Annotated in this window: 27 protein-coding genes; 1 reads left to right on the top strand and 26 read right to left on the bottom strand. The window is 65.0% G+C overall.

What is annotated here, in order from left to right; translation table 11 throughout:
• Positions 1-43: 43 nt before the first annotated feature.
• The 24 genes from rpoZ to CQ019_RS04575 form a co-directional block, all read right to left on the bottom strand.
• The gene (rpoZ, locus tag CQ019_RS04690) at positions 44-322 is read right to left on the bottom strand and encodes a DNA-directed RNA polymerase subunit omega (RefSeq protein WP_105552149.1); all 279 of its coding nucleotides are present in this window, start codon (positions 320-322) and stop codon (positions 44-46) included.
• A complete protein-coding gene (gmk, locus tag CQ019_RS04685; protein WP_105552150.1) occupies positions 315-878 on the bottom strand; it encodes a guanylate kinase in 564 nt (187 codons plus the stop codon). The genes rpoZ and gmk overlap by 8 nt, the downstream gene beginning before the upstream one ends.
• 3 nt (positions 879-881) lie before the next feature.
• Positions 882-1,217 (bottom strand): integration host factor, actinobacterial type, encoded by a 336-nt coding sequence (gene mihF, locus CQ019_RS04680; protein ID WP_047119171.1) that lies wholly within the window; start codon positions 1,215-1,217, stop codon positions 882-884.
• Between the two features lie 133 nt (positions 1,218-1,350).
• Positions 1,351-2,184: an orotidine-5'-phosphate decarboxylase gene (pyrF, locus tag CQ019_RS04675; protein ID WP_105552151.1), complete on the bottom strand. Its 834-nt coding sequence runs from the start codon at positions 2,182-2,184 to the stop codon at positions 1,351-1,353.
• A complete protein-coding gene (carB, locus tag CQ019_RS04670) occupies positions 2,177-5,455 on the bottom strand; it encodes a carbamoyl-phosphate synthase large subunit (protein ID WP_105552152.1) in 3,279 nt (1,092 codons plus the stop codon). The genes pyrF and carB overlap by 8 nt, the downstream gene beginning before the upstream one ends.
• Complete coding sequence (carA, locus tag CQ019_RS04665; RefSeq protein ID WP_105552153.1) at positions 5,455-6,624, bottom strand: glutamine-hydrolyzing carbamoyl-phosphate synthase small subunit; 1,170 nt, start codon at positions 6,622-6,624, stop codon at positions 5,455-5,457. The genes carB and carA overlap by 1 nt, the downstream gene beginning before the upstream one ends.
• Complete coding sequence (locus CQ019_RS04660; RefSeq protein WP_105552154.1) at positions 6,625-7,134, bottom strand: hypothetical protein; 510 nt, start codon at positions 7,132-7,134, stop codon at positions 6,625-6,627. It abuts the gene before it with no gap.
• On the bottom strand, positions 7,127-8,431 hold the full coding sequence (locus tag CQ019_RS04655; protein WP_105552155.1) for a dihydroorotase: 1,305 nt from the start codon (positions 8,429-8,431) through the stop codon (positions 7,127-7,129). Before CQ019_RS04655 ends, CQ019_RS04660 begins: the two co-directional genes overlap by 8 nt.
• A 10-nt stretch (positions 8,432-8,441) precedes the next feature.
• Positions 8,442-9,404, bottom strand: coding sequence for an aspartate carbamoyltransferase catalytic subunit (locus CQ019_RS04650; RefSeq protein WP_105552156.1), 963 nt, complete (start codon positions 9,402-9,404; stop codon positions 8,442-8,444).
• Entirely contained in the window at positions 9,401-9,970 is a 570-nt protein-coding gene (pyrR, locus tag CQ019_RS04645) for a bifunctional pyr operon transcriptional regulator/uracil phosphoribosyltransferase PyrR (RefSeq protein WP_105552157.1), read from the bottom strand. Before pyrR ends, CQ019_RS04650 begins: the two co-directional genes overlap by 4 nt.
• Positions 9,971-10,390: 420 nt before the next feature.
• Positions 10,391-10,801 carry a transcription antitermination factor NusB gene (nusB, locus tag CQ019_RS04640; RefSeq protein ID WP_096284788.1) on the bottom strand — a complete coding sequence of 137 codons (411 nt, stop codon included), beginning with the start codon at positions 10,799-10,801 and terminating at the stop codon, positions 10,391-10,393.
• A complete protein-coding gene (efp, locus tag CQ019_RS04635) occupies positions 10,801-11,361 on the bottom strand; it encodes an elongation factor P (RefSeq protein ID WP_105552158.1) in 561 nt (186 codons plus the stop codon). Before efp ends, nusB begins: the two co-directional genes overlap by 1 nt.
• A gap of 83 nt (positions 11,362-11,444) precedes the next feature.
• Complete coding sequence (locus CQ019_RS04630; RefSeq protein ID WP_105552159.1) at positions 11,445-11,975, bottom strand: tol-pal system YbgF family protein; 531 nt, start codon at positions 11,973-11,975, stop codon at positions 11,445-11,447.
• A 2-nt stretch (positions 11,976-11,977) separates the two neighbouring features.
• Complete coding sequence (gene aroB / locus CQ019_RS04625) at positions 11,978-13,069, bottom strand: 3-dehydroquinate synthase (RefSeq protein ID WP_096284794.1); 1,092 nt, start codon at positions 13,067-13,069, stop codon at positions 11,978-11,980.
• A 62-nt stretch (positions 13,070-13,131) separates the two neighbouring features.
• Entirely contained in the window at positions 13,132-13,626 is a 495-nt protein-coding gene (locus CQ019_RS04620) for a shikimate kinase (RefSeq protein WP_096284796.1), read from the bottom strand.
• A 7-nt stretch (positions 13,627-13,633) separates the two neighbouring features.
• Complete coding sequence (gene aroC / locus CQ019_RS04615; protein WP_096284798.1) at positions 13,634-14,833, bottom strand: chorismate synthase; 1,200 nt, start codon at positions 14,831-14,833, stop codon at positions 13,634-13,636.
• 29 nt (positions 14,834-14,862) lie between these two features.
• Complete coding sequence (locus CQ019_RS04610) at positions 14,863-15,690, bottom strand: shikimate dehydrogenase (RefSeq protein WP_105552161.1); 828 nt, start codon at positions 15,688-15,690, stop codon at positions 14,863-14,865.
• Positions 15,690-17,015 carry an endolytic transglycosylase MltG gene (gene mltG, locus CQ019_RS04605; RefSeq protein ID WP_105552162.1) on the bottom strand — a complete coding sequence of 442 codons (1,326 nt, stop codon included), beginning with the start codon at positions 17,013-17,015 and terminating at the stop codon, positions 15,690-15,692. Before mltG ends, CQ019_RS04610 begins: the two co-directional genes overlap by 1 nt.
• A gap of 32 nt (positions 17,016-17,047) precedes the next feature.
• Entirely contained in the window at positions 17,048-17,521 is a 474-nt protein-coding gene (gene ruvX, locus CQ019_RS04600; protein WP_105552163.1) for a Holliday junction resolvase RuvX, read from the bottom strand.
• The gene (gene alaS / locus CQ019_RS04595; RefSeq protein ID WP_105552164.1) at positions 17,514-20,204 is read right to left on the bottom strand and encodes an alanine--tRNA ligase; all 2,691 of its coding nucleotides are present in this window, start codon (positions 20,202-20,204) and stop codon (positions 17,514-17,516) included. Before alaS ends, ruvX begins: the two co-directional genes overlap by 8 nt.
• Positions 20,205-20,223: 19 nt before the next feature.
• Positions 20,224-20,433: a hypothetical protein gene (locus CQ019_RS04590; RefSeq protein ID WP_096257770.1), complete on the bottom strand. Its 210-nt coding sequence runs from the start codon at positions 20,431-20,433 to the stop codon at positions 20,224-20,226.
• 11 nt (positions 20,434-20,444) lie between these two features.
• Positions 20,445-20,816: a DUF948 domain-containing protein gene (locus CQ019_RS04585; protein WP_105552165.1), complete on the bottom strand. Its 372-nt coding sequence runs from the start codon at positions 20,814-20,816 to the stop codon at positions 20,445-20,447.
• 124 nt (positions 20,817-20,940) lie between these two features.
• Positions 20,941-21,564, bottom strand: coding sequence for a 30S ribosomal protein S4 (gene rpsD / locus CQ019_RS04580; protein WP_096284810.1), 624 nt, complete (start codon positions 21,562-21,564; stop codon positions 20,941-20,943).
• Between the two features lie 190 nt (positions 21,565-21,754).
• Positions 21,755-23,128 carry a replication-associated recombination protein A gene (locus CQ019_RS04575; RefSeq protein WP_258133448.1) on the bottom strand — a complete coding sequence of 458 codons (1,374 nt, stop codon included), beginning with the start codon at positions 23,126-23,128 and terminating at the stop codon, positions 21,755-21,757.
• A 45-nt stretch (positions 23,129-23,173) separates the two neighbouring features.
• Between CQ019_RS04575 and dtd the strand changes: the two genes are divergently transcribed.
• Positions 23,174-23,611: a D-aminoacyl-tRNA deacylase gene (gene dtd / locus CQ019_RS04570; protein ID WP_105569040.1), complete on the top strand. Its 438-nt coding sequence runs from the start codon at positions 23,174-23,176 to the stop codon at positions 23,609-23,611.
• Here the strand turns inward: dtd and CQ019_RS04565 are convergent.
• Positions 23,608-23,931: a PadR family transcriptional regulator gene (locus CQ019_RS04565; protein ID WP_105569039.1), complete on the bottom strand. Its 324-nt coding sequence runs from the start codon at positions 23,929-23,931 to the stop codon at positions 23,608-23,610. The two genes, dtd and CQ019_RS04565, sit on opposite strands and share 4 nt — an antisense overlap.
• Positions 23,924-25,042, bottom strand: coding sequence for a hypothetical protein (locus tag CQ019_RS04560; protein WP_105569038.1), 1,119 nt, complete (start codon positions 25,040-25,042; stop codon positions 23,924-23,926). The genes CQ019_RS04565 and CQ019_RS04560 overlap by 8 nt, the downstream gene beginning before the upstream one ends.
• Between the last annotated feature and the right edge of the window lie 57 nt (positions 25,043-25,099).

Here is a 25,099-nt window from a genome sequence, read left to right as displayed (position 1 = left end):
TTAAAGAAAAAGATGGCGTCCGCTCGGGACGCCATCTTTGCTATTAGTCTTCGGTGACCTCGGCCCGCGAGACCTTGAGCAGCTGATTGTCCAGTTCGCGAAGTGCGATGGTCAATGGCTTTTCATTCAACTTGGTCTCAACCAATGGACCAACATACTCGAACAGGCCTTCGTTCAGCTGCGCGTAGTAGGCGTTGATCTGGCGTGCGCGCTTGGCCGAATTCAGCACCAGCGCGTACTTCGAGTCGTTGGTCTCAAGCAACGAGTCGATCGATGGGTTAATGATTCCCTCTAGATTGGACACAGGACTCCCTTTAGTCATTCTTCAGCCCCATGAGGGCAACAAGCTCTTCGGCGGCACGTGGAACATCATCATTGACGATGGTTACATCGAATTCTGATTCGGCCGCAAGTTCCAGTTTAGCGGTTTCTAGCCGGCGCTGCTGCTCATCGGCGGTTTCGGTACCGCGCCCGATCAGCCGGCGCACCAATTCGTCCCAGGATGGCGGGGCCAAAAAGACGAACTTCGCGTCGGGCAGCGTCTCTTTAACCTGCCTCGCGCCCTGCAAATCTATTTCCAGCAGTACTTTCTTGCCGTTGGCCACCGCGTCATTAACCGTAGAGCGAATGGTGCCGTAGCTATTGCGCCCGTGCACCACCGCCCATTCCAGCATGTCGTCGTTGTCCACCAGCTGATGGAACTTTTCTGGGCCCACAAAGAAGTAGTGGACTCCGTCTTGTTCCCCCGGCCGAGGCTCTCGTGTCGTTGCCGACACCGAGAGCCAGACATCAGGATAATTGTCACGGATGTAGGTAGAGACGGTGCCCTTGCCTACGGCCGTAGGGCCGGCTAGAACGGTTACCGACGCAGCGGTCATTGACTACACTTTCGTTTTTGGCGGAGATTGTTTGAAGTGTTCGGTGATTGCCGTGCGCTGTTTGCGTCCCAATCCGCGCAAGCGACGCGAAGGGGAAATGCCAAGACGCTCCAGCAGGTTCGCTGCGCGCACTTCACCGACACCCGGCACCGACTCCAAGAGGTCCATGACACGCATGCGTCCCACAGCCTCATCTTCGTATACCAAGTCTAGTACCTCCGTGATGGAGATTTTGCCGGCACTGAACTGGGCTTTAATTTCCGCACGGCGGGTGCGGGCGGCCAATGCCTTGGCGCGAGCCCGGATGCGGTCTTCGTCTGAGAGTTCTCGCAGTACCATCGTTCAGCCATCCTTAATGTGTAGTGGACTATGGCTATGTTGTGAACATAGCGATCAAACGCGGTTATTGCAAGAGTAATCGCGTTGTGGCTACCAGAAACTGTAATAGCCACAACGCGATTCTGCTAGTTATTTAGCCTGCGGCCAATAATTCATCGCGTACTTGCGATGCTTTTGCACGCAATGCGTTTACACTAGGCCCCGCCTGGAGGATGTCGCGGCTGCTCGTGCCCAGCACCTGGCGGTAGCTGCCGGCGAAAGCGGTGGCGATATCCTGTGCCGTAGCCCCCTGGGCACCGAGGCCCGGGGTGAGCAAGGGAGCCTTGGTCAGGCTCAGGTCGATGCCCAATTTCTTGGGGGCATCGCCAATCGTTGCGCCGACCACCAGGCCCACGTGGCCCATATCTTCAGCACCCGCATTTTCGGCACTGACTTGGTCAATAATCGATTTTGCAACCGACTTTCCCCCGCCTACATGCTGCACTGAGGGCCCCTCCGGGTTCGAAGTCAGCCCCAAGACGAACACTCCACGACCGGTCTGCGCGGCCAGGTCTATGGCCGGGCGCAGGGACTCGTAGCCCAGGTATGGGCTCAGCGTCACCGCGTCGCTGGCCAGTGGCGAGGCATCGTCCAGCCACGCGGTCGCATAGGCCGCCATGGTCGATCCGATGTCGCCACGCTTGGCATCCGCGAGGGTTAAAATTCCCGCGGATTTTGCTGCGCGCAGAGTTTCTTCCAGGGCGGCGAATCCGGCCGAGCCAAATCGCTCATACAAAGCGACCTGCGGCTTGAGAATTGCGGCCACCCCGACCATGGCTTCCACCACGGTCAGTGAGAAAGATCGCACTCCGGCGGCGCTGTTTTCCAGCCCCCACGCCTGAAGCAGCCCCGGGTGCGGGTCGATGCCCACACACAGGGGCCCCGAGGCCTCCATCGCCGCCCGAAGGCGGGTTCCGAAGTTAGGCATTGCGGGCCCCGCGCAGGTTCTTGTCGTGCTCCTGCAGGCTGGTGACGTCCCACTCGTATTCGCGCAGCGCGTCGATGGCCTGCACGCAGGCGCCGAATTCGGCCACGGTGGTGATGATCGGGGTGCCCACAGACACGGCGGCGGCACGGATCTCGTAGCCGTCCCCGCGGGCCTCGGAGCCCGTCGGGGTGTTCAGGATCAGGCCGATCTGGCCGGCGTTGATCAAGTCCACGATCGACTCGCCGCCCTCGTGGACCTTGCCCACCACCTGGGTCGGGATGCCGTTGCGGCGCAGCACCTCGGCGGTGCCGCCGGTGGACAGGATCTCGAACCCGATGTCGGCCAGGTGCTTGACCGGGATCACGATGGAGCGCTTGTCGCGGTTGGCGACCGAGACGAAGACCTTGCCGCCGGTTGGCAGCGGGTTGTTCGCCGCCGCCTGGGACTTGGCGAAGGCGGTGTCGAAGTACTTGTCGATGCCCATCACCTCGCCGGTGGAGCGCATCTCAGGGCCCAGCAGCGAGTCGACGACCTTGCCCTCCGGGGTGCGGAAGCGAGCGAACGGAAGCACCGCTTCCTTCACCGCGATCGGTGCCGAATCCGGCAGGTGGGTGCCGTCGCCGGTGGCCGGCAGCGAGGTGCCGCGCAGTTCGGCGATGCTGTGCCCGACGCCGATCAGGGCGGCGACCTTGGCCAGCTGCACGCCGGTGGCCTTCGAGGTGAACGGCACGGTGCGCGAGGCACGCGGGTTCGCCTCGATCACGTAGAGGATGTCGCTTGCCAGCGCGAACTGGATGTTGATCAGCCCGCGCACGCCCACGCCCTCGGCGATGGCCCGGGTGGCTGCCGCCACGCGGTCGCGCACATCCGGGCCCAAGGTGATCGGAGGCAGGGTGCACGAAGAGTCGCCGGAGTGGATGCCGGCCTCTTCGATGTGCTCCATGATGCCGCCGATGTACAGGTCGGTGCCGTCGAACAGGGCGTCCACGTCGATCTCGATGGCGTCTTCCAGGAAGCGGTCCACCAGCACCGGGTGGTCCACGGTGATCTCGGTGGCGTTGGCGATGTAGCGCTCCAGATGCGCCTCGTCATACACGATTTCCATGCCGCGTCCGCCGAGCACGTAGCTCGGGCGCACCAGCACCGGGTAGCCGATGGAGTCCGCGATGGTCTTCGCATCGGAGAATGACACCGCGGTGCCGTTCTTCGGGGCGATCAGCCCGGCGTTGTCCAGCACCTGCTGGAAGGCGCCGCGGTGCTCGGCCAGGTCGATGGCCTCCGGGGAGGTGCCCAGGATCGGCACGCCGGCGGCCTTCAGCTCGGCGGCGAGCTTCAGCGGGGTCTGCCCGCCCAGCTGCACGAAGACGCCGAGCACCCCGCCGGACTGCTCCTCGGCGTGGATGATTTCCAGCACATCTTCCAGGGTCAGCGGCTCGAAGTACAGGCGGTCGGAGATGTCGTAGTCGGTGGACACGGTTTCCGGGTTGCAGTTGATCATCACGGTGTCGTGCCCGGCGGCGCGCAATGCCATCACCGCGTGCACGCAGGAGTAGTCGAATTCGATGCCCTGGCCGATGCGGTTCGGCCCGGAGCCGAGGATGATCACCGAAGGCTTCTGATGCTCGAGCACCTCGGTTTCCTCGTCATAGGTCGAGTACATGTACGGGGTGAACGCCTCGAACTCGGCCGCGCAGGTGTCCACGGTCTTGTAGACCGGGCGCACGCCCAGCGCGTGGCGGATCCCGCGGATGACCGCCTCGGACTTGCCGGTCAAGGCCGCGATCTGCGCGTCGGAGAAGCCGTGGCGCTTGGCCTCGCGCAGCAGCTCCTCGGACAGGTCCTTGTTCGCGGCGATCAGCTGCGCGGTCTCGTTGATCAGCGCCAGCTGATCCAGGTACCACGGATCGATGGCGGTGGTTTCGAACAGCTTCTCGATGGATACCCCGGAGAACAGCAGGCGCTGGACCAGCGACAGGCGCTCGGTCGAGCCCTTGACGATCGAGGCCAGCACGGCCTCGTGCTCCGCTTCCGGGATCGGCTCGAAGGACAGCTCGGAGCCCTTCTGCTCCAGCGAGCGCAGGGCCTTCTGCAGCGCCTCGGTGAAGTTGCGGCCCAGGGCCATCGCCTCGCCGACGGACTTCATCGTGGTGGTCAGCGTCTTGTCGGCGGCCGGGAACTTCTCGAAGGCGAAGCGCGGGACCTTGACGACCACGTAGTCCAGGGCCGGCTCGAAGGAGGCAGGGGTCTTCTTCGTGATGTCGTTCGGGATCTCATCCAGGGTGTAGCCCACGGCCAGCTTGGTGGCGATCTTGGCGATCGCGAAGCCGGTGGCCTTGGAGGCCAGCGCGGAGGAACGCGAGACGCGCGGGTTCATCTCGATGACCACCACGCGGCCGGTGTCCGGCTCGATGGCGAACTGGATGTTGCAGCCGCCGGTGTCCACGCCCACCTCGCGGATGACCGCGATGGAGATGTCGCGCAGGTTCTGGTATTCGCGGTCGGTCAGCGTCATCGCCGGTGCGACGGTGATCGAGTCGCCGGTGTGCACGCCGACCGGATCGAAGTTCTCGATGGAGCAGACGACCACGACGTTGTCGTTCTTGTCGCGCATCATCTCCAGCTCGTATTCCTTCCAGCCCAGGATGGACTCCTCCAGGAGCACCTCGGTGGTCGGCGAGTACTGCAGCCCGGCGCCGGCGATGCGGCGCAGGTCCTCGGCGTTGTAGGCCATGCCCGAGCCCAGCCCGCCCATGGTGAACGAAGGACGCACCACCACCGGGTAGTTCAGGATCTCGACGGCGGCGAAGGCCTCCTCCAGGGTGTGCACGATGACCGACTTGGCGGACTCGGCGCCGCAGCGCTCGACAACGCCCTTGAACTTCTCGCGGTCCTCGCCCAGCTCGATGGCTTCGATATTCGCGCCGATCAGCTCGACGTTGTACTTTTCCAGGGCGCCGGACTTGTCCAGCGCGATGGCGGTGTTCAGCGCGGTCTGGCCGCCCAGGGTGGGAAGGATCGCGTCCGGGCGTTCCTTGGCGATGATCTTCTCCACGACCTCCGGGGTGATCGGCTCCACGTAGGTGGCGTCGGCGAATTCCGGGTCGGTCATGATGGTGGCCGGGTTGGAGTTGACCAGGATGACCCGCAGGCCCTCCTCCTTGAGCACGCGCAGGGCCTGGGTGCCGGAGTAGTCGAATTCGGCCGCCTGGCCGATGACGATCGGACCCGAACCGATGACGAGTACTGAGTTGAGATCGGTGCGCTTAGGCATTACTTGCTGTCCTTATCTGCGGCGGAATTCATCGCGGAAACGAAACGGTCGAATAGGTAGGCGGCATCGTGGGGGCCGGATGCTGCCTCCGGGTGGTACTGCACGGAGAACGCCGGGATGTCCAGGCAGGACAGGCCCTCGACCACGCGGTCGTTCAGCGAGAAGTGCGAGACCTCCACCTGGCCGAAGCGGGCCACCGGTGCGGTGACGGCTCCCTCCAACGGCGCGTCGACGGCGAAGCCGTGGTTCTGGCTGGTGATCTCCACCCGCCCGGTGGCTTTGTCCATCACCGGCTGGTTGATCCCGCGGTGCCCGAAGCGCAGCTTGTAGGTGTCGAAGCCCAGCGCGCGGCCCAGGATCTGGTTGCCGAAGCAGATGCCGAAGTACGGCATGCCGACGTCCAGCACGGAGCGGACCAATTCCACCTGCTTGGTGGCGGTGGCCGGGTCGCCGGGGCCGTTGGAGAAGAACACGCCGGTGGCGCCGGTGGCCTTGATATCCTCCAAGGTCGCATCGTGCGGCAGCACGTGCACGCGCAGTCCGCGCTCGGCCAGGCGGCGCGGGGTCATCGACTTCATGCCCAGGTCCACGGCGGCGACGGTGTGCAGCGGTTCGCCGGTGAAGCCGTGCTCGGCAGGTTCCACGGTGTAGGCCTTGTCCACGGAGACCTCCGCGGAGATGTTCCGCCCGGCCATTGCCGGCTGCGCCTTGACCAGCGCGACGAGCTCCGCGTCGGAGCGGTTGGCCTCCTCGCCGGAGAAGATGCCGGACTTCATGGCGCCCGCGTCGCGCAGGTGGCGGGTCAGCGCCCGGGTGTCCACGTTGCGGATGCCCACGATGCCGTAGCCGACCAGGTCCTCGTCCAGGGTGCGCTCGCTGCGCCAGTTGCTCGGACGGCGGGCCGCGTCGCGGACCACATAGCCCGAGGGCCACATGCGCTTGGACTCCGGGTCTTCGCTGTTCACGCCGGTGTTGCCCACGTGCGGGAAGGTCTGGACGACGATCTGGTGCGCGTAGGACGGGTCGGTCAGGGTTTCCTGGTACCCGGTCATTCCGGTGGTGAACACTGCTTCGCCGAGGGTCGTGCCCACGGCGCCGTAGCTGCGTCCACGGAAGATGCGGCCATCTTCGAGTACCAACACTGCTGGTAGGTTGCTCAGGGAATTCACTTAGTTTGTCTCCTGCTCGGCCGCGTCGGCTTGGTGCGACGCCAGCAACTGATAAATCTTGGCGGTGTCCTCGTGGTAGCGAGGACGGAATCCGGTGTCGAAGGTGAAATCATCCTTCACCCAGGTGATCACGATCAGCCCGTCTTTTTCGACGAACTTTCCGACCATGCCCGAGGAGCGGGTCACCTTCACGTAGGCGGTCCAGGGAATGTGCACATCGCTGGTGCCCGGGCGCATCAGGTGGATGCCGGCCTCGCCGAGCTCCAGGCTGGCGTTGGCGCGGACCCCGAGCTGGTGCACGGCGATCCGGTCAAGCCAGTCCTCGAACCGGGTGGTGGCCACGTACATGCCCTCGAAGCTGTGCTCGCGCCGGTCCGCGAACCCGGCGTAGGGCGCCGGGATGCCGGACTGCCGGCGTTTCATATTGCGCCAGCCGATCAGGATCAGCGCACAGAACAGTACGACGATCCCGAGGGTGACCAGCGCCGAGGTGAGTTCGCCGCTAGTCATTGGCTACCCGCGGGCTGGCCAGCGCGCCATCGAGCACCGTGGCGTGGCCGTGGTAGAAGGTGGCATGCACGGCCCCGGGCAGCTCCATGCCGGCGAACGGCGAGTTGCGCCCCTTGGTGGCCATTGCATAAGGGTCGACGATCCAGCGCGCTGCCGGATCGACCAGGGTCAGGTTGGCCGGCTCCCCCACGGCGATAGGCCGGCCCTGATCGCTCAGGCTGCCGATCTTCGCCGGGGTCTGCGAGGTGATCCGGGCGACGTCGGCCCAGGAAAGCAGGCCGGTCTCCACCAGCGTGTGCTGCACGATCGACAGGGCGGTCTCCAGCCCCGTCATGCCCATCGCGGCCGCTCCCCATTCGCAGTCCTTGGCCTCGGAGGGGTGCGGTGCGTGGTCGGTGCCGATCACGTCGATGGTGCCGTCGGCGACGCCGGCGCGCAGCGCCAGCACGTCCTCTTCGCGGCGCAGCGGCGGGTTGACCTTGAACACCGGGTCGAAGGTCTTGACCAACTCATCGGTCAGCAACAGGTGGTGCGGGGTGACCTCGGCGGTGACCTGGATGCCGCGGGCCTTGGCCCAGCGGATGATCTCCACCGAGCCGGCGGTGGAGACGTGGCACACGTGCAGGCGCGCGCCGACATGCTCGGCCAGCAGCACGTCGCGGGCGATAATCGACTCTTCGGCCACCGCCGGCCAGCCGGCCATGCCGAGCACCGCGGAGACCTCTCCCTCGTTCATCTGCGCACCCTCGGTGAGCCGTGGCTCCTGGGCGTGCTGGGCGATCACCCCGTCGAAGGCCTTCACATATTCCAGCGCGCGGCGCATCAGCAGCGGGTCCGAGACGCAGATGCCGTCATCGGAGAACATGCGTACCTTGGCGCGCGAGTCGGCCATCGCGCCGATTTCGCTCAGCTGCGCGCCGCCGAGGCCCACGGTGACCGCACCCACCGGGCGGACGTCCACCCAGCCGGCCTTGCGGCCCAGTTCGTAGACCTGCTCCACGACGCCGGCGGTATCGGCCACCGGGGTGGAATTGGCCATCGCGTGCACCGCGGTGTAGCCGCCCTTGGCGGCGGCCTTCGACCCGGTCTCCACCGTTTCGGCGTCTTCGCGGCCCGGTTCGCGCAGGTGGGTGTGCGGGTCCACGAGGCCCGGCAGCAGCACCATGCCGGCGGCGTCGATCACCGTGGCGCCCTCGGCCGCGGGGATGGTGCCGATCTCGGCGATCTTGCCGTCACTGATCAGCACGTCGGCGCGTTCGCCACCGAGCACGGAGGCCTGTCGAATCAAATACGTCATAATCAGTTCCTTAGATCAGGTCGCCGGAGAGGAGCATATACAGGCTTGCCATGCGCACCGCGACGCCGTTGGTGACCTGTTCCAGGACCATCGAACGCGGCGAGTCGGCGGCAGCCGAAGAAATTTCCAGGCCGCGGTTCATCGGGCCCGGGTGCAGGATGAGGGTTTCGTCCCCGTTGGCTTCCAGGGCCTTCAGCCGGGTGTCGTCCAGTCCCCAGTAGCGCGAGTATTCGCGCGGGTTCGGGAAGAAGGCGTCTCGCATGCGTTCGCCCTGCACGCGCAGCATCATCACCGCGTCCACCCCGGAGGCGATGACCTCGTCGAGGTTGTAGCTGATGGTGCACGGCCAGGCGCTCGCGCCCACCGGCAGCAGGGTCGGCGGGGCGACCATGGTCACCGAGGCGCCCAGGGTGTTCAGCAGCCAGAGGTTCGAACGGGCCACGCGGCTATGCAGGACGTCTCCCACGATCGCGACCTTCAATCCGTCCAGTCCGCGGCCGGCCGGGCTGACTCCCTCGCGCAGGGCCAGCTGGCGGCGCAGGGTGAAGGCGTCGAGCAGCGCCTGGGTGGGGTGCTCGTGGGTGCCGTCTCCGGCGTTCACGATCGGCAGCCCGATCCAGTCGGTGGCCGCCAGCCGGGCCGGCGCCCCGGAGTCCGGGTGGCGGATGACTACCGCGTCGGCGCCGATGGCCAGCAGCGTCTGGGCGGTGTCCTTCAGCGATTCGCCCTTGGACACGCTCGAGCCCTTGGCGGAGAAGTTGATCACGTCCGCGCTCAGCCGCTTGGCGGCGGCCTCGAAGGAGATGCGCGTGCGGGTGGAGTCCTCGAAGAACAGGTTCACCACGGTGCGTCCGCGCAAGGCCGGAAGCTTCTTGACCTCACGGGTGCCGGTTTCGCGCATTTCCTCGGCGATATCGAGGATGGCAATGGCTTCGGCGCGGCTTAGATCCGCGGTGGAGAGCAGGTGCTTCATGCGCTGGCCTCGATGACTACTTCGTTGCTTGAATCGACTTCGGCCAGGTGCACGCGCACCTTTTCGCTTTTTGCCGTGGGCAGGTTCTTGCCCACGTGGTCCGCGCGGATGGGAAGTTCGCGGTGCCCGCGGTCCACCAGGACCGCCAGCCGCACGATGCGCGGGCGTCCCCAATCGGAGAGTGCATCCAGGGCTGCGCGGATGGTGCGTCCGGAGTAGAGCACGTCGTCCACCAGCACGACGACCTTGCCGTCGATGCCGCCTGCCGGCAGGCGGGTTGGCGCCGGGGTGCGGGTGGTGGTGTGCCGCAGGTCGTCGCGGTACATGGTGATGTCCAGCTGTCCGACCAGCGACGCGGGGTCAAGCTGGGTCGGCGCGGAAGCGGCGATGCGCCGTGCGAGGCGTTGGGCCAGCGGATATCCGCGGCTTGGAATGCCTAATAGCACCAGATCTTCGGTGCCCTTGTTGGCTTCGATAATCTCGAAGGCCACACGGGTCAGTACACGTTCGATATCCTCGCCGGTCAATACCGTGCGAGCCACATCGGGCTGTGAATTTTCATTCATCCTGTGCACCTCTCCCTTCTCCGCCTCACGGGACGGGATTTAAAGGAATATTGCTAGTTCAAATTATCACGATCCGGCCGCCATTCCCTAGCGGAAAGCTATGCATGACACTGAATGGGCGGTGATCTCTCTCACGGCGTCATGCGGGCTCGCGCGGCCAGCCCCGCTATTGGCGGGAAAGTACCGCAGCGCCCGAGGTTCGAGGGGCCTGGAATGTTGGCTTCGCCACAGCGGGTCGTCGGAAACGTCGATGAAATAATGTTGAGTTTTTCACGTGGCAACCGCTCGCGGCGCAGAATCGCCTAGGCTTGGGCGGGTGCTGCCTCCGGGGCAACGCGCGGGGCCGGGACCCTGCGGGTTAAATACCGCAAGCCGGAACCCAGCAGGTTCCGGCTTGCGGTAGTTCAGGAGAATCGAGGATTAGTCGACCAGGGTGTCCTTGACGCTTTGAATGCGTCCGAGCACGCCGTTGACGAACTCGGGCGACTCGTCGGTGGACAGCTCGCGCACATTCACGACGGCTTCGGCCACGGCAACCGCGTCCGGAACCTCGTCGTTGTACAGCAGCTCCCACACCCCGATGCGCAGCGCCATGCGGTCCACGGCGGGCATCCGCTCGATGGTCCAGCCCTTGACATAGCTTTCGAGCACCTCGTCGATGCGGTCCAGGTGGGCGGTGACGCCCTCGAGGATCGTCAACGAATACTCGTTGAGCACGATGTCAGAATTTTCGCGGCGCGCGATGGCTACGCTGAGCGCATCGACGTCGCGGGCCTCGGCTTCGAAAAGAAACTCAAGTGCACGACGACGCGCCTTGGCGCGGGCCCTCACTAGGAGACACGTCCCAGGTAATCGCCGGTGCGGGTATCAACCTTCACCTTGGTGTTCTGATCGACGAACAGCGGAACCTGGATTTCCTTGCCGGTTTCCAGGGTTGCCGACTTGGTGCCTGCCGAGGAGCGGTCGCCCTGAAGGCCCGGTTCCGTGTAGGTGATTTCCAGGATGACCGAGGCCGGAAGCTCCAGGTACAGTGGGCTGCCGTCATACATGGCAATGGTCAGTTCCTGATTTTCCAACAGGAATCCGGCCGAGTCGCCCACGGTCTGGCCGGGAACGGTGATCTGGTCGTAGTCTTCCAGGTTCATGAAGACGTAGTCTTCGCCGTCCTGGTAGAGGTACTGGTAGTCGCGGCGGTCAACGTTGGCCAGCTCGATCTTGGTGCCAGCATTGTAGGTCTTGTCCAGAACCTTGCCCGAGAGCACATTGCGCATCTTGGTGCGCACGAATGCGCCGCCCTTGCCCGGCTTGACGTGCTGGAAGTCGATGATGGTCCACAGTTGGCCATCGATCTTAATGACCTGACCATTCTTGATGTCAGTTGTATCCGCCACGGGTCCTCAAATCCTCTATTTTCGCCAGCGTGCACTGGCATTATCAAAAATCCATTTATTACTATAGCAAACCGCGGTGAGAGCTAATTTCGCGCGCGTTCCTCGGCAAGCGCCAGGCATGCGGCCGACGCGTTGACCAGGTGCTCGGCCGAACCCATCTGCTGGCGCTGCTCCAGGGCCGCACGGAAGCGGGTAGCCGCGGCCTTGTAGTCGCCCTTTTCGAAGAAGGACATCGCCAGGTGGTGCTGCATCAGCGGCTCGTAGTAGGTGCCGGAGAATTCGTCCACCAGCTTGCGCAGGCGATTGATCGCGCGATCGAAATCACCTTGCAGGCGGGTCAATTCGGTATCCAGCACGCGCAGGTGCGCGTTGGTCGGGTCGCTTAACCGCGACTCGGCGATCAGGTTGCCGGCCTGGGCCAGTTCCCCGCGGGCCATGTGGATCACCACCTGGTCGGTCGGGGTGCCAGAGCGCATCGAACGGTCCGCGGCTTGTTCATCGGTGATGAATGGCCGCAGGTTGCTCGGGTCGATCAATACTCCGTCGATGGAGGTGCCCACGCCGTCGTGGTTCACCGATGCGACGTCGATGGCGTATGCGGTGAATTCGCTCATGCTTACTCTCCGATTTCTTGGTAGGCGGCGAATAACAGCGAGTTATCCGGCACCTCGTAGATACGCGGCTTGCCGATGGCTTCGAGTACCACGAAGCGCAGCTGGTCGCCACGGGTTTTCTTGTCGCGCTTCATGCCGTCCAGCAAGGCCATCCACTTGTCGTTGCGGTAGCTGGTGGGCAAGCCCAGGGACTTCAGGATGCTGAAGTGCCGATCGGTCACCGCATCGGAGGTGTAGCCCACCGAACGGCCTAGTTCCGCGGCAAAGCACAGCCCGATGGAGACCGCGGCCCCGTGGCGCATCGCATAGCGCTCGGAAAGCTCGATCGCGTGGCCCAGGGTGTGGCCGTAGTTCAAGAATTCGCGCGGACCCGATTCCTTCAGGTCCTTGGAGACCACCTCGACCTTCACCGCGATGGTGCGTTCGATGATTTCGCGCAGCCGTGCGCTGTCGGGGCGAATGGCGTCTTCTGGATCCTCTTCGATCAGTTCCAGAATGCGCTCGTCGGCGATGAACCCGCACTTGACCGCTTCGGCCAGCCCGGTGACCAATTCGTTCTTCGGCAGCGTTGCCAAAGCGTCGAGATCCGCGAGCACGCCGGCCGGTGGGTGGAAGGCACCGACCAGGTTCTTGCCCTCGGCGGTGTTGATGCCGGTCTTGCCGCCCACGGCCGCGTCGACCATGCCCAGAAGCGAGGTGGGAATGTGGATGACCTTGACCCCGCGCAGCCAGGTGGCCGCCACGAAGCCTGCCACGTCGGTGACGGCTCCGCCGCCCACGGCAACCACGGCGTCGGTGCGGGTGAAGTCGTTCTTGCCCAGGACTTCCCAGCAGAACCCGGCAACCTGAATGTGCTTGCCCTCTTCGGCATCCGGGATTTCCGCGGTCAGCGAGGTGAAACCGGCCTTTTCCAGATCGTCGCGGACCACGTCTCCGGTGGCGCGCAAGGCCCGCGGGTGGATCACCAGGACCTTCTTAACCGCCGAGCCCAGCAGTTCGGGCAGGTGTCCCAATAGTCCGTTGCCGACCAGAACCGGGTAAGACTCCGCGGGGGTGGTTCCGGTGACTTGAAGTGTGGTGGGTGCTAGTGGCATCCGAGAAGATCCTCCTGATGGTGCTGATCTGTAAAGCCTACGCGGGAGCGTACCGGGATTCGCTATCTCGTGCTGTGAATCACATGGCTCTCGATGGCTTCGACAAGCTGCGCAACGCTCAGATTGTCTACCTGTAAGGTCAGATCAGCAAGGGTTTCATAAATATCGTGGCGGGCTTCGTAGAGCCTGGTCCAGGTGGTGAGGCTTTGGTCACCGGCCAGCAGCGGGCGGTTTGTATCCCCGGCCAGGCGGCGCTTGGCCGTGGCGAGGGTCATCGCCAAGTAGATCACGGTCCCGCCGCGCAGCACCGCCTGGTTCTCTTCGCGCAGCACGGCCCCGCCGCCGGTGGCGATCACCCCGGCCCGCAGTTCGGCCAGCGCGGCGACCTCCAGATCACGGAAGTAGGCTTCGTCGTGTTCGGCAAAGATCTGCGGAATCGAACCATGGGCGGCGACGATGTGCGCGTCGGAATCGGCGAAATCGGTGCCCAGCGCCTTGGCCAGCGCCTTGCCCACAGTTGACTTGCCGCTGGCCATCGGCCCAATGAGGTAAATCATCTGCCGGTTAGACTCCGGTCGACCCTAGATTGGCGGGAATGCTGGCCAGGTAGCTTTGGATATTGCGCTTGGTTTCGGTGACCGAGTCTCCGCCGAACTTCTCCAGCAGCGACTGGGCCAGGACCAGCGCGACCATCGCCTCGGCGACAACGCCGGCGGCGGGCACCGCGCACACATCCGAACGCTGGTGGTGGGCGGTGGTTTCCTCGCCGGTGGCCGTGTCGATGGTGGCCAGGGCGCGCGGCACGGTGGCGATCGGTTTCATCGCCGCACGCACGCGCAGCACCTCGCCGATGCTCATGCCGCCCTCGATGCCGCCGGCTCGATTGGTTTCGCGCTTGATTCCGCCCGCGGTGGCCGGCACGATCGCGTCGTGGGCGGCCGAACCGCGTCGGGCAGCGGTGAGGAAGCCGTCGCCGACCTCAACACCCTTGATGGCCTGAATGCCCATCAGCGCGCCGGCCAGCCGGGAGTCCAGCCGGCGGTCCCAATGCACGTAGGAGCCGATGCCCGGAGGCAGGTTGTAGGCCAGCACCTCCACGACGCCGCCCAGGGTCTCCCCCGCCTTGTGCGCGTCATCGACCTCGGCGACCATGGCGGCCGAGGTTTCCCCGTGGAAGCAGCGCAGTGGATCCGCGTCCAACGCCGCAACGTCCCCCAGGGTGGGCAGCGGTGCGTCGAGGGGCGCCGCGACGGCGCCGATGGCGGTGGTATGCGAGACGAGTTCGATGCCCAGATCGGCCAGAAAGGCCTGGGCTACCGAGCCGAGGGCCACCCGGGCCGCGGTTTCGCGGGCGCTGGCGCGCTCGAGCACCGGACGGGCATCGTCGAAACCGTACTTCTGCATGCCGGTGAAGTCCGCGTGCCCCGGACGCGGGCGGGTCAGCGGCGCGTTGCGCGCCATCGAGGCCAGTTCGTCCAGGTCAACCGGGTCCGAGTTCATCACGCGTTCCCATTTGGGCCATTCGGTGTTCCCGATTTCGATGGCTACCGGTCCGCCCTGGGTCTTTCCGTGGCGCACGCCACCGAGGAAGGTGACCTGGTCCTTTTCAAACTTCATGCGCGCGCCTCGGCCGTAGCCCAGGCGCCGCCGAGCCAGTGCATCGCGCACCGCTTCGCTGTCCACCGAGACTCCGGCGGGTAGGCCTTCAAGAATTCCAACTAGTGCCGGGCCGTGTGATTCGCCCGCCGTCAACCAACGCAACATGGATTCTATTTTGCCATGACATGGCCTCATTAACCGCGTCGATGAAGCCCCAGTGAGCGATACATCGCATTTGTGACGTTTTCGCGGGTGTGCGTGTCGAAGTCTGCGGCGCTGAAATAACGGGCCTGCTCCACCGCCTGGTGCACCAGCATATGAAGCCCGGAGATCACCGTGCCGGCCCAGGACTCGGCCAGTTTGCTCGGCCACGGGTCATAGGCGACATCCAGCAGCAGCCCCTGGCCGCGGCCCAGATGCGGCACCCAGCTGTCGGCGGCGCGCGGCGGCAGCGTGCTGATCACCAGGTGGTCCGCGGCGATGCCGCCGGCACCCAGATCCTGCACCTGCACCAGCTGCACGCGCAGGCCCAGCTGGCCGGCCAGTGCGGTGGCCCGCTGCGCACGGGTGGCGTCGCGCACCACCAGCTTGAGTTCCTCGACGCCAAGTTCCGCGGCCGCTTCGATGGCCGCCAAGGCCGTATTGCCGGCGCCCAGCACGGTGGCCCTCGATGCTTGGCGCAGCCGCGCATCGGCCAGCGCCAGCACGATCCCGTCCACGTCGGTATTCTGCCCAAAGAGGGCGCCGTCGGGGCGCACCACGATGGTGTTCAGCGCGCCCAGGCGCGCCACGCGCGGTGAAACCTCATCCATCAGCGGAACGAAGACATCCTTCAAAGGCATGGTCACCGAACATCCGGCCCACCCGCCGGCACGCATTTTGGCCGCCTGCTCCGGGGCCTGGGACGGGTCCAGCTCGATGGCCCGATAGTCGATGTCGGCGCCGAGCAGCTCATAGGCCGCCCGATGCAGCACCGGGGATTTGGAATGCTTGATGGGTTGGCCCAAGACGGCGGCGCGCATTACTTGCAGACCTCCGCATTCGCCGCGCACCAGGCGCGGAATTCGTTCTGGTTCACTTGGTGCTCGGCATAGTTCGAGGCGAATTTCGTCTCGCCGCTCTGCGTATTGACCGTCACCCAGTAGTAGAAGCCGTTATCCGCCGGGTTGACCGCCGCATCGATCGCGGAGGTTGCCGGGGAACCGATCGGGGTCGGCGGCAGCCCGGTGTGCACATAGGTGTTGTACTGGTTGCCTGCGTCCCTTTTCTCGGTCGCGGTGAACTGCAAGGAGTACCGGTCAAGCCCGTAGATCACCGTGGAGTCGGTCTGCAGCAGGCCATGGGTCTCCACGTTGTTCGGGTTCAACCGGTTTTCGATGGCTCCGGCCACCGTGGCATAGTCCTTCGGGGTGGCTTCGGCCTGCAGAATCGAGGCGACCTTCAACGCCCGGTAGCCTTCGCCCAGGTCATTGACTCCGGCATCTTGCAAGGCGGTCTTGGTCGAATCCACCAATTCGGTGAGCACCTTCTCGGCGCTGGTATCCAGGGCAAAACGGTATTCGCCCGGGTGCAGCCAGCCTTCGAGGTTCTTCACCGACTCGGGCAGCCCGAACTTCTCGGGCTGGTTCGCCAGCTCGCCCAATTTCTTCTCGTCGAGCCCGGAGCCCTTGGCGATTTCGGCCAGCGAGGCCTGCAGCCGCAGATTCGCCTTCAACCCGATGTAGAAGACCTTGTCCGGACGATTATCGACCAGCACCTCGGTCGCGTCCGCGGCGGGCATCTGCAGCTTCAGCGGATAGGTTCCGGGGTGAATGACCACATTGTCCGCCTTCGAGTCCTCCAGCGCGTCCATGAACAGCTTGTCGCTGGCCACCACGTCGAGTTCCTCGAGCTTGCGCGAGATCAGCGCCGGACCCCAGCCGTCCTCCACGGTGAATTCGACCGCTTGGCCGCCCGGGCCCGGGTAGTCATCCGGGTTGAACTGCTTGACCAGCGAACGGATGAAATAGAAGGACCCGGCGACCACGACGGCGAAGATCAAGAAGGTTGCGAGCATCACCATGTTGCGGCGGCGTTTGCTGCGCTTCTTGCGCGCCTTCGCCGCGCCGCTGGCGGGCACCGTGCCGAGCAAGGACTCGGGCGCCGGCTGCGCCTCGGCGTCTGCCGCGGCCGGTTCCGGCTCGCGGTGCAGCTCGGCCGCGGCCGAATCTGCACCGCCGTAGAGCTGCTCACCGGTCAGTTCCGGGGTAGTTGGTGTTGCGAGGCCTTTCGGCTCGCCGGCTGCAAAACGCGCGTAAAGCTCGGAAAAGGTTTCACGCTGCCGTTCGCGGCGGGCTTCTTCTCGCATCAATTCTCCCTGTGGATTCTCGCGGCGCGCTGTTACTTCAGCACGATGCGGCTGGCTTGAACGCGCACACCATTACGTCGCATTTCAAGCACCTGTTGCAGGATTTCAATGGCGGCCGCCTGGTCAACGACCTGACGATGGTCTTGCATGCGGCGCCCCGAGGCGTGCAACGAGCGGTGCGCGCTGACCGTGCTCAAACGCTCGTCAACCAAGAAAATCTCAACCTCGATGCTAGCCGCATTTGCCTCCTCGGCCAAGGCTATCGCGTAGTCACGAGCCATTTTCGTGGATTCCGTGGAATTCCCGGCCAGGGATTTCGGTTCCCCGATGAACACCTCGGAGACCTCACGGTCAACGATCATGCGCAAGAGCAGGCGGCGATCGGAGTTCTTCTTCACATCGCGGCGCAGGGTCATCACCGGGGTGGCGAGGATTCCCGACGGATCGGAGACGGCGACGCCGACGCGGGCCAGGCCCACGTCGACGCCGAACGCTAGCTTAGCCATTGGCAAGGGCCGCCCGGATTGCGGCCAGCGCGTCGTCGATCTTCGATACGTCCGCGCCGCCGCCCTGGGCCATATCGTCCTTGCCGCCGCCACCACCGCCGAGCACCCCGGTTGCGGTGCGCACCAGCGCGCCGGCCTTGAAGCCGTTGGCGCGCGCCTCGTCGTTGGTCACTGCGAGCACCAGCGGACGGGAGTTCGACACGCCGATCAGCACGATCACCGCGGCCTGCGCGCCGAGCTTGCCGCGCAGGTCAAGGGCCATGGTGCGCAGCGCGTCGGCCGAATCGATCTGCCCGGCGTTGTGCGCCAGCAGCCGGGTGTTGCCGATGGTCTGCACCTGCTCCAGCAGGCTGGCCGACTGGGCGAGCATCGCGGCGCTCTTGAGCTCCGCGATCTGCTTCTCGGCGGCCTTCAGCTTCGCCACCGTGTCGTTCACGCGCTCGGAAACCTGGTTGGACGGCACGCGGAACAGGCCCGAGAGCTCGGAAACCAGCGCACGCTCGGCGGCCCCGTGGCGGAACGCCTCCATGCCCACCAGCGCTTCGACGCGGCGGTTGCCCGAACCCACCGAAGCCTCGGAGAGCAGGGTCAGCTGCCCGATGCGGGAGGTGGACGGCACGTGGGTGCCACCGCACAGCTCGCGCGACCAGGCCCCGTTCATCTCCACCACGCGCACGGCGTTGCCGTACTTTTCGCCGAAGAGGCTCATCGCGCCCAGCTTCTGCGCCTCGGCCATGGCCATCTCGCTGGTGATCACCTGGTGGTTCGAGGCGATCGCCAGGTTCACCACCTCTTCGACCTCGGTGCGGGCCTGTGCGGAAAGCGCCTCGGCCCAGGAGAAGTCAAAACGCAGGTATCCGGCCTTGTTGAAGGAACCGGCCTGGGTGGCGGTGTCCCCGAGCAGCTCGCGCAGGGCCGCGTGCACCAGGTGCGTGGCCGAGTGGGCCTGCTCCCCGGAGTGGCGGCGCGCCGCGTCAACCTGGGTGCGCACCAGCGCCTCGGCGGGAAGTTCGCCTTCGCGCACGATCACCTTGTGCACGTTCAGCCCCTTGATTGGGGCCTGCACGTCGGTGACCTCGAGCACGAAGCCGTCGCCGGTGATCAGGCCGATGTCGCCGGCCTGGCCGCCGGCCTCGGCGTAGAACGGGGTCTCGTCGAGCACCAGCTCGATTTCCTGGCCCTGTTCGGCGAAGTTCACCACCTGGCCGTCGGCGACGATGCCGCGGATCTTCGATTCGCCCACCAGCGTGTCGTAGCCGGTGAACTCCACCTTGCCCGCCTCGGCGAGCTTGGTGAACACCGACAGGTCCGCATGCCCGGCCTTCTTGGACTTCGCGTCCTTCTGCGCCCGGGTGCGCTGTTCGGTCATCAGTTCGCGGAAGCGCTTTTCGTCCACCGCCAGGCCCGCCTCGGCGGCGATCTCCAGGGTCAGGTCGATCGGGAAGCCGAAGGTGTCGTGCAGCGCGAAGGCGTCGTCGCCGGTCAGCTCGCGGCCCGCGGTTTTGGCCTGCTTCAGCGCGTCGTCCAGCCGGGTGGTGCCCGAGGCGATGGTGCGGCGGAAGGCGCGCTCCTCGGCGTAGGCGATGCGCCCGATGCGGGCGAAGTCCTCTTCGACGATCGGGTAGACGCCCTTCATCGCGTCACGCGAGACCGGCAGCAGCTCGGGGAGCACCTCGGAGTCCACGCCCATCAGGCGCATGGCGCGCACCGCGCGGCGGATCAGCCGGCGCAGCACGTAGCCGCGGCCCTCGTTGCCGGGGGTGACGCCATCGGAGATGAGCATCAGCGAGGAGCGGATGTGGTCCGCGATCATGCGCAGGCGCACGTCGTTGGCGTGGTTCGGATCTTCCGGGTCCTCGGTGGAGGTGTAAACGATGCCGGCAAGTTCGGCGGCCTTGTCGAGCACCGGACGCAGCTGGTCGGTCTCGTACATGTTCTCCACGCCCTGCAGGATCATCGCCAGGCGTTCGAGTCCCAGGCCGGTGTCGATATTGCGCTTGGGCAGTTCGCCGGCGACGTCGAAATCGGTTTTGGAACGCACCGCGGAGAGCCGGTACTGCATGAAGACCAGGTTCCAGATTTCGATGAAACGGGTTTCGTCGACCGCCGGCCCCCCGTCCAGGCCGTACTCCGCGCCACGGTCGTAGTAGATCTCCGAGCAGGGACCGCCGGGGCCGGGCTGGCCGGTGTTCCAGTAGTTGTCTTCCTTGCCGGTGCCCACCACGCGTTCGCGCGGGATGCCGATCTGCTCTTCCCAGATGCGCCGGGCTTCTTCGTCCTTCTCCGCGCCGTCTTCGTAGACGGTGACCCAGAGGCGTTCGGGATCCAGGCCGTAGCCGCCGTCCGCAAGCGAACCGGTCAGCAGCTCCCAAGCGAAGTGGATCGCTTCCTTCTTGAAGTAGTCGCCGAAGGAGAAGTTGCCGCACATCTGGAAGAAGGTGCCGTGGCGTACGGTCTTGCCGACCTCTTCGATGTCGCCGGTGCGGATGCACTTCTGCACCGAAGTGGCGCGCGCGTACGGCGCCTCCTCCTGGGCGGTCAGGTAAGGGATGAATGGGACCATGCCGGCCACCGTGAACAACAGCGACGGGTCAGATGAGACCAGCGAGGCGCTGGGTACCGCTGTGTGCCCCTTCGCGACGAAGAAGTCGACCCAGCGGCGTGCAATTTCCTGCGTTTTCATCGTGTTACGGATGATCCCTTCACTTAGCGGTGTCCACGCCCAAGGCGGAACGTAATTCTACTTCGCGGGAGTTCATTCCTTCGCGGAATGCCCCCACTACCTCCGAGATGCGGTCGGCGTACTTGCCGACCTGACGGTTCAGGGCCGCCCCGGAGGATACTTCGGTGTATTTCTTGGTGGCGAGGACTCCGACGCCCACGCCGATAACAACCCACAAAAGCTTTTTCATTCTAGTCTCCCCTAACGGCTGCGGCGGCCCTTGCCGCTGGTGTTCGCATTGATCGCTGCCTGCACACCCGAGGTGAATGCGGCGATCTTGATCAGTGGCTTGCCCACGGTGGCTGCCACCAAGGAGGACAGCGCGGAGACGTTGGCGCTCGCATCGGAGACGTTCGAGGTGATCGCGTCGACCTTCTTGAGCTGGTCATTGGTCGTGGCGACGGTATTGGCAACCTCGCCAATCAGCGGGGTCGTCCCGTCCGAGAGGTCCTTGATCGAGTTGCGAAGCTCATCAAACACCTTGCCCAACTTGATGATCGGCACCGCCAACAGTGCCACCAGGATGGCAAAGACGCCGGCTGCGATGAGCCCTGCAATATCCGAACCCGACATGTGCTTCCTCTTCTGCTTTGGGTGTTTGCTGCCAGTCCAGCTTAGCGAACCGCGAGCTGATATAGGTAGTTAAGCCAATGGCCCGCAACCGAGTCGGTTGCGGGCCATTGAACACGCGCTAGATTTAGCGTGCGTAGTACTCGACCACGAGGTTCTCTTCGCAGGTCACTGGGATCTCTGCACGCTCAGGAGCGCGCAGGTAGGTAGCCTGCAAGGCTTCCAGCTTCACGTCCAGGTAAGCAGGAGCTGCTGGCAGCACCTGTGAGTGCTCACCTGCTGCTGCCATCTGGAATGGAACCATCTTCTCGCTGCGTTCGTGCACGTGGATCAGCTGACCCGGCTGCACCTTGAACGATGGGCGGTCCACGCGCTGGCCGTTAACCAGGATGTGGCGGTGCACAACCAGCTGACGGGCCTGCTGGATGGTGCGGGCGAAGCCTGCACGCAGCACCAGGGCATCCAGGCGGGACTCGAGCAGTGCCAACAGGTTGTCACCGGTCTGGCCGCCGAGGCGCTTGGCTTCCTTGAATGCGTTCAGCATCTGAACTTCGCGGATGCCGTACTGGGCACGCAAACGCTGCTTTTCGCGCAGACGAACCGCGTAATCGCTGTCCTGCTTCTTGCGGGCACGGCCATGCTGGCCGGGACCGTAGGGACGACGCTCCATGTACTTTTCAGCTTTTGGAGTCAGGGCAAGGCCGAGTGCGCGCGAGAGGCGCACGGTACGGCGGGCACGGGCGTTAGCCATATGTGTGTCCTTTTCGATTTAGCGACGGGATCTACTGGCCTCCGGGACGGAGAGTGTTGGGGCGTCGCGGCCCTCGACCACTGCAACCTCGCCTCCCGAACGATGACTCGCACGGGCGGCATGGCTTGCCAGCCAAAGATCAAGTCTACACGATGCACCCCGGCCAGCAGGTGAGCTGTAACGAAGCTCGCTAACGTTTCTTCTTGTCCTTGCGCCGAATGATCTCGCGCAGCCGCGCCAGCCGATCGCTCAGCGAGCGTTCGGTCCCGTTGGCGTTGGGGCGGTAGTAGTCGGTGCCGATCAGGTCATCGGGCAGGTACTGCTGGCTGGCGATCGAATGCGGGGCATCGTGGGAGTAGATGTAGCCCACCCCGTGGCCCAGCGCCTTGGCCCCCGGGTAGTGCGCGTCGCGCAGATGGTCCGGGACCAGCGCGCCCTTGCCGGCGGCCACGTCGGCCAACGCCTCGTTGATCGCGTTATAGGCGGCGTTGGACTTCGGCGCCGTGGCCAGGTGCACGGTGGCGTGCCCGAGCATGATCCGCGCCTCCGGCATCCCGGTCAGCGCCACCGACTGCGCGGCGGCCACCGCCAGCGGCAGCGCGGTGGGATCGGCCATGCCGATATCCTCCGAGGCGCTGATCATCAGCCGGCGGGCGATGAACCGCGGGTCCTCCCCGGCCGAAAGCATGCGCGCCAGATAGTGCAGGGCCGCATCCACATCCGAGCCGCGGATCGACTTGATGAACGCGGAGATGATGTCGTAGTGCTGGTCCCCGTCCTTGTCGTAGCGCTGCACCGCCTGGTCCATGGCCAGCTGCACATGCTCGTCCGCAATTTGTATCGGCGGCTGCGCCGCGGTTCCGGCGGCGTTCCAGGCCACCGCGCCGGCGGCTTCCAGCACGGTGAGCGAACGGCGGGCGTCGCCCTGGGCCAGGCGCACGATCGCGTCGCGCTGCTCGGCCGGCAGGATCACCTGCGCATCGAAGCCGCGCTCATCGTCAACCGCCCGCTCCAGCAGCTCCGCCACATCCACGTCGGTCAGCGGGCGCAGGGTCAGCAGCAGCGAGCGCGAGAGCAGCGGCGAGATCACCGAGAAGGACGGGTTTTCGGTGGTGGCCGCGACGAGCACCACCACCCGGTTCTCCACCCCGGGCAGCAGCGCATCTTGCTGGGCCTTGTTGAAACGGTGGATCTCGTCGAGGAACAGCACCGTGGTCATCCCGCGCAGGTCGCGGTCGTCCTTGGCCTGGTCGATCACCCGGCGCACATCCTTCACCCCGGCGGTGATCGCCGAGAGCTCGACGAACTTGCGGTCCGTGGCGCGGGCGATCACATGCGCGATGGTGGTCTTGCCGATGCCCGGCGGGCCGTAGAGAATCACGCTGGCCGGGCCGGCCAACCCGGTTTCCGGGTGCTCGGCGAGCTGCCGCAGCGGGGAACCGGGGCCCAGCAGGTGCTGCTGGCCGACCAGCTCATCGAGCGTCTTGGGGCGCATGCGCACCGCCAGCGGCGGGCGCGGGCGCTTGATCGAACCGTCGTCCAGGGCATCCAGCAAATCGTTCACTCCCCCAGCCTACCGATACTCTGGTAGCTGCGAAGAAAGGATCACATGCGCGCAGTATTACAACGAGCCAGCCGGGCCAGCGTCGAAGTCGACGGTTCGATCGTCGGGCAGCTGCCTGGCCCGGGGCTCGTGGTGCTCTTGGGCATCACGCACGAGGATAACGAGGCTGCCGCCCGCAAGGTGGCGCAGAAGATCTACGGGCTGCGCATCTTGGAGGATGAAGCCAGCTGCGAATCGCTTGGCGCTCCATTGCTGGTGATCAGCCAGTTCACGCTCTACGCCTCGGTGCGCAAGGGACGGCGCCCCTCCTGGTCGGCGGCGGCGCCCGGCGCGCACAGCGAACCGCTCTACGAATACTTCGTGGACTATCTGCGTCAGCTCGGCGCCAGCGTGGAGACCGGGGTGTTCGGCGCGATGATGGAGGTCAACCTCACAAATTCCGGCCCGTTCACGGTGATCGTGGATTCGGCAGAGCTGGCCTAGCGGCCCGTGCCCCGGACCAAGTGCACGAGCCGGTCGAAGCTGGCGCGCTGTGCCTGCAGTTCGGAGCGGCCGGCGGCGGAGAGCTCGTAGACTTTTCGCCCCGGTCCGCCTTGGCCTTCCTCCCACCGTGTTCCGAGCAATCCGGAGGCTTCCAGCTTGGCCAGTGCGGGATAGAGCGTCGCGCCCTTGATCGGCCCGAATCCGCGTTCCTGCAAGGATTTGGACAGCGCATAGCCATGCGCTTGGCCGCCGGACAGTTCGGCAAGCAATAGCATCGGCAGCATCGCGCGCTGCCAGGAGCCGGGAAATTCGCTACTCATCGCGGCCTTCCTGCAGCGCCTGGGCATGCGCCCGGCGTTCGGCAAGCTTGGCTTGCACGTAGTCCGCCCGATCGGCGCGGCGCAGCTGGTAGAGCGAGATGCCGATGAACACCATGAATGTTATCGCGATGAAAATATTCCAACCGCTGATCCCTGCTTCCAGCAGCTCCGGAATGAGACTGATGCCATAGACGCATGCGACGGCCAGCGGCAGCAGGCGACGGAGCAGCCAGCGCCGCTTGAGCGCACTTTCGGTGTTCACCGCTAGGCCGATGGCAAAGGTGCTGGGTGACCCGAATTCTTCGAGCATGTCCACGCTGTTGCCTGCCGCACCGAGATCGGAACCATGCTGGCGTGCCGCGGCCAGTGCCTCCCGGGCTTCCTTCGCGTTCATTCCGTAGCGGCCACGCAGCAATCGCGCTACCTCGTCGAACCAGAGGCTCGGATCAAGGGCTTCCGCCGTGCCGGTCGAGGGTTTTTCCTCATCCCTGGTGAAGGGCAGGAACCAGGAGCCGAGCGCTGCCGCCGCCCCAAGGAGCGGCGCCAGCCAATTTGGCACCGGCAGGTGGCCTTCGCCGCCAAGGACGGCGATCCCGATAGCCGCGGCGATGCTTGCCAGGCACCCGGAAATACCGATCAGCCAGGAAGCTTCGAAACGCCCCTTCAAACGGTAGAACCACCAAAGGTGGGCCGAAGCGGCAATGCCAACCCCTCCGGCCAGGGCCGCCAGCTGCCAGTAGTGCCATGAATAATTCGCCCATCCGTCGCGGAAGCCAATCCATAGGCCGAAGCCCACGCAGATCAGCCCGGCCAGCATGCCAACGACGGTCAGCAGCGCGGTACCGGTCTGCACCGTGAGCTCTGCGTTGGCCCGCTGCTGGGGCGTAAGCGTTGCTTGGGCACGTTGCACGCCGTATTTCCACGGATCGCCAAACAGTTCGTCGGCACCGGCACCGCTATCGTGCACGGCAGCAAGCTGATTGCGCAGCTCGTTGCGGCATTGCTCGTTGGAGAGGTCGTTCCAAGCGATGGAAACCAGGAAAGTTTGGGCCCATGAGCGGTCTGCTTCTGGGTACTCTTCGATGACTCCACTGGGAGATTCCGGGGACATTGGCTGCTCCGAACTGCCTTCAGATAACTAGGTCAAAATTCAACCTAGTTCAAAAAT

It is taken from the genome of Arthrobacter sp. MYb229, assembly GCF_002975405.1.
Classification (GTDB): domain Bacteria; phylum Actinomycetota; class Actinomycetes; order Actinomycetales; family Micrococcaceae; genus Glutamicibacter.
The sequence above is the reverse complement of the archived record's forward strand: the minus strand, read 5'-3'. Positions and strand labels throughout refer to the sequence as shown.